At 71.4% G+C, this 4418-nt stretch carries 5 protein-coding genes; 3 read left to right on the top strand and 2 right to left on the bottom strand.

Features of this window, described 5'->3' with window-relative positions:
- Both D7X55_RS36520 and D7X55_RS36515 read right to left on the bottom strand, forming a co-directional pair.
- Positions 1-1187 (bottom strand): hypothetical protein (locus tag D7X55_RS36520; RefSeq protein WP_199747306.1); only part of this gene is annotated, 1187 nt, incomplete at its 3' end.
- A 37-nt stretch (positions 1188-1224) separates the two neighbouring features.
- The gene (locus D7X55_RS36515; RefSeq protein WP_233610283.1) at positions 1225-1578 is read right to left on the bottom strand and encodes a VOC family protein; all 354 of its coding nucleotides are present in this window, start codon (positions 1576-1578) and stop codon (positions 1225-1227) included.
- 129 nt (positions 1579-1707) lie between these two features.
- Between D7X55_RS36515 and D7X55_RS36510 the strand changes: the two genes are divergently transcribed.
- The 3 genes from D7X55_RS36510 to D7X55_RS36500 all read left to right on the top strand — a co-directional run.
- Positions 1708-2325: a LemA family protein gene (locus D7X55_RS36510; protein WP_121725448.1), complete on the top strand. Its 618-nt coding sequence runs from the start codon at positions 1708-1710 to the stop codon at positions 2323-2325.
- Positions 2319-3437, top strand: coding sequence for a YgcG family protein (locus tag D7X55_RS36505; RefSeq protein ID WP_121725447.1), 1119 nt, complete (start codon positions 2319-2321; stop codon positions 3435-3437). The genes D7X55_RS36510 and D7X55_RS36505 overlap by 7 nt, the downstream gene beginning before the upstream one ends.
- 164 nt (positions 3438-3601) lie before the next feature.
- On the top strand, positions 3602-4418 hold an 817-nt coding region (locus D7X55_RS36500; RefSeq protein WP_233610282.1), incomplete at its 3' end, for an AI-2E family transporter.

Below are 4418 nucleotides of genomic sequence, written 5' to 3'. Positions count from 1 at the left end.
GGAGGCGGGCGGGGCGCGGGCTTCGGCTGCAGCTGCGTGAGCCGGGGCTTCGCGCCGCCCGGCTTGCCGTGCGAGTCGATGAAGTCCTGCATCCATTCGCTGGAGCGCACCGGCGGCGTGGGCATGCGCGGCGGGATGACCGCGGGCGGCGGTGCGGGCACGCGGGGGAGGTTCGTGCGCGTCACCGGCGTGCCCGCGAGCACGTGGTTGCGCAGCGTGCGCTCCGTCTCCGTGGGCCAGCCTGGAAGCCAGGGCAGCACGCGGCGCGCGAGCTCCAGGAACTCCGGCGGCGGCGCTTCGCGGGGCACGCGCACGGCTTCGTCCTGGAACCACCCGGCGACCTTCCCCACCAGTCCGCCCTTCGTGGGGCGAGGCGTGGCGACGTCGCCCTTCACCTCGTAGCCGCGCAGCTCCAGGTCCGCGATGGCCATGGCGCGGCTCGGGACGGGCAGCTCCAGCACCGCGAGCTCCTTGGGCCCCTGGTGCGTGCGGGCGTCCTCCTGGAGCTGGCTGAGCACCGCGTGCAGCACGCTGGCGACCTGCATGCCATTGGCCGCGTGGTGGGCCTGCAACTCCGCGGGCACGGCGGGGTAGGTGAGGACGAGCCCGCGTCCCTGCGCGAGCTGATCCGCGCGGTCGCCCGGCAACAGCGCATGGTACGCGCGGGGCACGTCGCGGCTCTCCGCGTCCTTCACGTAGTGGAAGGCGTCCGGCGCGCCGTGCGCGAAGCCCGCGAGCACGTCGCCGCGCGTGACGGTCAGCTGCCCGTTCACGCGCGTGACGGCGTTGCCGGGCCATGGACCGGTGAGGGTGCCGTAGAGATAGACGGGGTCGTTGAAGCCGTCCGCGTCGGCGGGGTGCTCCACCACCTCCGGGGAGAAGAAGAACAGCTCCGCCGCGGCCAGGCGGCGCGGAGGCTTGCCGGAGGCGACCTCGTGGTGCGCGAGCTGCGCCTGCACGGACGCGGGCAGCCGCGCGCGCTCACTGCCGGGGATGAGCTGGAGCTGGCCCACGACGTCGGTGCAGACGAACCACTCGGCTTCGCCCAGGTACGCGGGCTCCAGCCGGAAGGCGTCCAGCACGTGGACGACCTCCGAGGCATCGCACGGCACGGGTTCAACCGGGCTGGCGGCGTGGGGAACGAAGTAGCGGGGTGGGCTCACGGAGGCCGTGACAGGCTGGCGCAAGCCGCTGGGGCAATCAAGTGTCGGGGCGGCGTGCGCGTCAGGCCGGCTCGATGAAGTTGAGCCGGTAGCCGTCCGGGTCCGTCACGACGATTTCACGGGTGTACCAGGGCTGCTCCGTGGGGCCCTCCACGTGCGCGCCCAGCGCGGCCGCCTTCGCCGCCACCGCGTCCACGCCGTCCGAGCCCGCGCGGAAGCCCACCAGCACGCCCATGCCCTTTCGTCCCTCCAGCTTCAGGCTTGAAGGAGGGCTCACGAGGTACACGTCCGACTCGCCGCCCCACTGGAGGCGGAGGATGGGAGGTTCCGACGCGATGCGTTCGAAGCCGAGGCCCTCATAGAAGCGCACGGAGGCCTGGGCATCCGTCACCAGCAGCTTCACGAACGACCGCATTGTCTGGGGCTTGTCCATGGGCGCGGCAGTCTGCCCGGCGCGACGGCGGCGCGCCACGCACGTGAGGGGCAATATCGGGCGCGGGACGGAAATGACGTATTGTCGGGCTGAAGCGCGAAGGGGGACGTCATGGGAGACGTGACACGGACGCGGCAGTCGCCTGGCTCCGTCGCCTACGACGACGTCAACGAGCTCATCGCCACCGCCACGCGGCTGATGCAGAAGGACGCCGCGCCGGACACGCTCACCCCGGAGGACCTGCGGCGCATCGGCGAGGAGCTGGACATCCCCGCGCGCTACGTGGACCAGGCGCTGGAGGCGCTGGCCCGCCGCCGCGAGGACGAGGCCCGGGCTCGCGAACGGCGGTCGCTCCTGCTCCGCGCCAGGCTTCGGCGGGGAGCCTTGGCGGGCGTGGTGCTCGTGGGCGTGCTGGCCGTGCCGGGGCTCATCGTGCGCAACGGCCTCACCACCCGGCTGGCGGAGGTGGCGCAGAAGCGGGCCCAGGTGCGCAACGTGGTGGAGCGCCGAGAAGCCCTGCACGCGCGGTTGGAGCAGCTCACGCCCGGCCTGAACCGCGACGCGGAGGTGGCGGGCGCGGACAACCGCGTGGCGGTGGAGCGGCGCCGCTACGACGAACGCGCCGCGGAGTACAACGCCTCCGCGGCTTCTTTCCCCACGAGCTGGGTGGTGCGCCTGAGCGGCCTGCCCCCGGTGCTTCCGCTGTCCCCGGAGGTGTCCTCATGGTGAAGAGCCTCCTCCTGACGCTGTTGCTGCTGCCCGCGCTGGTCCTGGCCGGCGTGCCGTCCATCACGCGGCCGGTGACGGATCCGTCCGGGATGTTGACCGCGCCGGAGACGGAATCTGTCTCCCGGGCCCTGGTGGACCTGCGCGCCGCGAAGCAGGTGCAGATGGCGGTGCTGCTGGTGGAGACCACGGACGGTCAGCCCATCGAGGACTACGCGGAGGCGGTCTTCCGGCAGTGGAAGGGCGGTGAGGCGGGGAGGGACAACGGCGTGCTGCTGGTCATCGCACGCGGTGACCGGCGCTCGCGGCTGGAGGTCGGCTACGGCCTGGAGTCTTCGCTGACGGATGGCGAGGCGACGGCCCTGCTGCATGCGCAGGGCCCGCTCTTGCGCGAGGGCCGGCTCGAGTCCGCGCTGCTCGCCATCATCGCGGGGGTGCGTGTGCAGGTGTCCACCGATGCGCTTCCGGGGCCCGGTGCCAGGGCGTCATCCTGGACGCCGTTCGAGTCGGGCCTGTTCCTCATGGCCCTGGCCATGACGGCCTGCGTGGTGGCGCGGCTGCTGCTCCAGCTCCAGGGGGCAGGCCTTGGGGACACGAAGAACTCCGTGGTGGCGGCGCTGATGGTGGCGCTGCCTCCCGCCGCTTTCGTCTCCATCGGATGGTCCGGCCCCCGGCCGCCGGTGCTCATCCTCGGCGTGTATGGCGTGCTGCTGGGCCTGTTCTTCTGGGGGTGGTCCCTGCTTCAGCGGAAGCGGATCGTCCGGGGCCTGTTGCTGATCATCCTCCCCTTGTGGTTCGCGCTGGTTGGCCAGGTCTTGTCACCCGAGCCCATTCGCAATCTTTCGGAATTCCTCAACTTGAGCATCATGGGCTTGTTCTGCTCGATGTTCGCCGCGTTCCCATTCCTGTTCGTGGGGCTGCCGCTCTACCTGCGCTCCAGGCTCCGGAGTCAAAAGGGCTGGGGCTTCGTCGTCTCGGTAGGCGGCTCCTCGTCGTCCTCTTCCTACAGCAGTGATTCGTCCAGCTCGTCGTCCTCGTCGTCCTCGTCGTCCTCGTCGGACTGGAGCGGCGGGGGCGGATCCTCGGGCGGAGGCGGTGGCAGCGACTCCTGGTAGACGCGGTTCTTTTCACGACCGCCTCCCTGGCCGCCTGCCCTCCGGCCGGCCTCCGTCTTCACGCCGGGTCAACCCGGACTGGCATGAGGGGGCCCGTCGCCTGCCTGCAAGGTGCTCCCTACCTTGGGAGCATGAAGGGTTCGCGCAGGGGACTTCCGGTCTACGTGCCTCCCCGGACGGTCTGGTCGGTGGGCGCCCAGGTGGTGCTGCTCGTGCTGCTGGGCACGGCGATGCAGAGCCTGGGGCCCGTGCTCACGCTGCTGGCGGCGGCGCTGCTCCTGGGACTGGCGGCGGAGCCCGTCGTGCGGCGCTTGCAGTCATGGGGCCTGCGCCGGGGACTCGGCGTGGCGCTCATCGCGCTGACGCTCCTGGGTGTCATCGGCCTGCTCATCCTCACGCTGGTGCCGCTGCTCGTGGAGCAGCTCCAGCACCTGGTGGAGGCGGCGCCGGGCTTCTTCGCGGAGCTGACCCAGGCTCCCTGGGTGCGGAAGCTGGATGAGCACTTCGGCGTGCTCTCGCATCCGCAGGACGCGTTCAACATGGAGCCGGGCATCCTGGCGAAGCCGCTCATCACCGTGCTGTCGTCCACGGTGGAGCTGCTGGGCGCGGGCATCACGGTGCTGGCGCTGGCCGTGTTCGGCCTGCTCTTCGGGCACGACCTCTACGCGAGCATCCTGGGCTGGGTGCGTCCGCGCAGCCGTCCCCGCGTGCGCCGCGTGGTGGGCCGCATGCGCGAGGCGGTGGGCAACTATCTCGTCGGCACGCTGCTCATCGTCAGCGTGGGCGGTGCCTTCACGGCGGGCATGTCGCTGGCGCTGGGCGTGCCGTACTTCCTGCCGCTCGGCCTGGTGGCGATGATCCTGGGGCTCATCCCGTACATCGGCAGCGTCATCACCGCGCTGCTGGTGGCCGTCACCACGCTGGCGTCGGTGGGCTCGAAGCGGGCGCTGCTCGCGCTGGCGCTGTTCATGGTCTACCAGC

This window comes from Corallococcus sp. AB049A, assembly GCF_003668885.1.
GTDB classification, from domain to species: Bacteria; Myxococcota; Myxococcia; order Myxococcales; family Myxococcaceae; genus Corallococcus; species Corallococcus interemptor.
Note: the sequence above shows the minus strand (reverse complement) of the source record. Positions and strands in the feature narration are given on the sequence as shown.

Bases quoted from the DNA above. Each gene is read 5' to 3' on its own strand.
- D7X55_RS36515 (WP_233610283.1), bottom strand. From the start codon at position 1,578: ATGCGGTCGTTCGTGAAGCTGCTGGTGACGGATGCCCAGGCCTCCGTG.
- D7X55_RS36510 (WP_121725448.1), top strand. From the start codon at position 1,708: ATGGGAGACGTGACACGGACGCGGCAGTCGCCTGGCTCCGTCGCCTAC.
- D7X55_RS36505 (WP_121725447.1), top strand. From the start codon at position 2,319: ATGGTGAAGAGCCTCCTCCTGACGCTGTTGCTGCTGCCCGCGCTGGTC.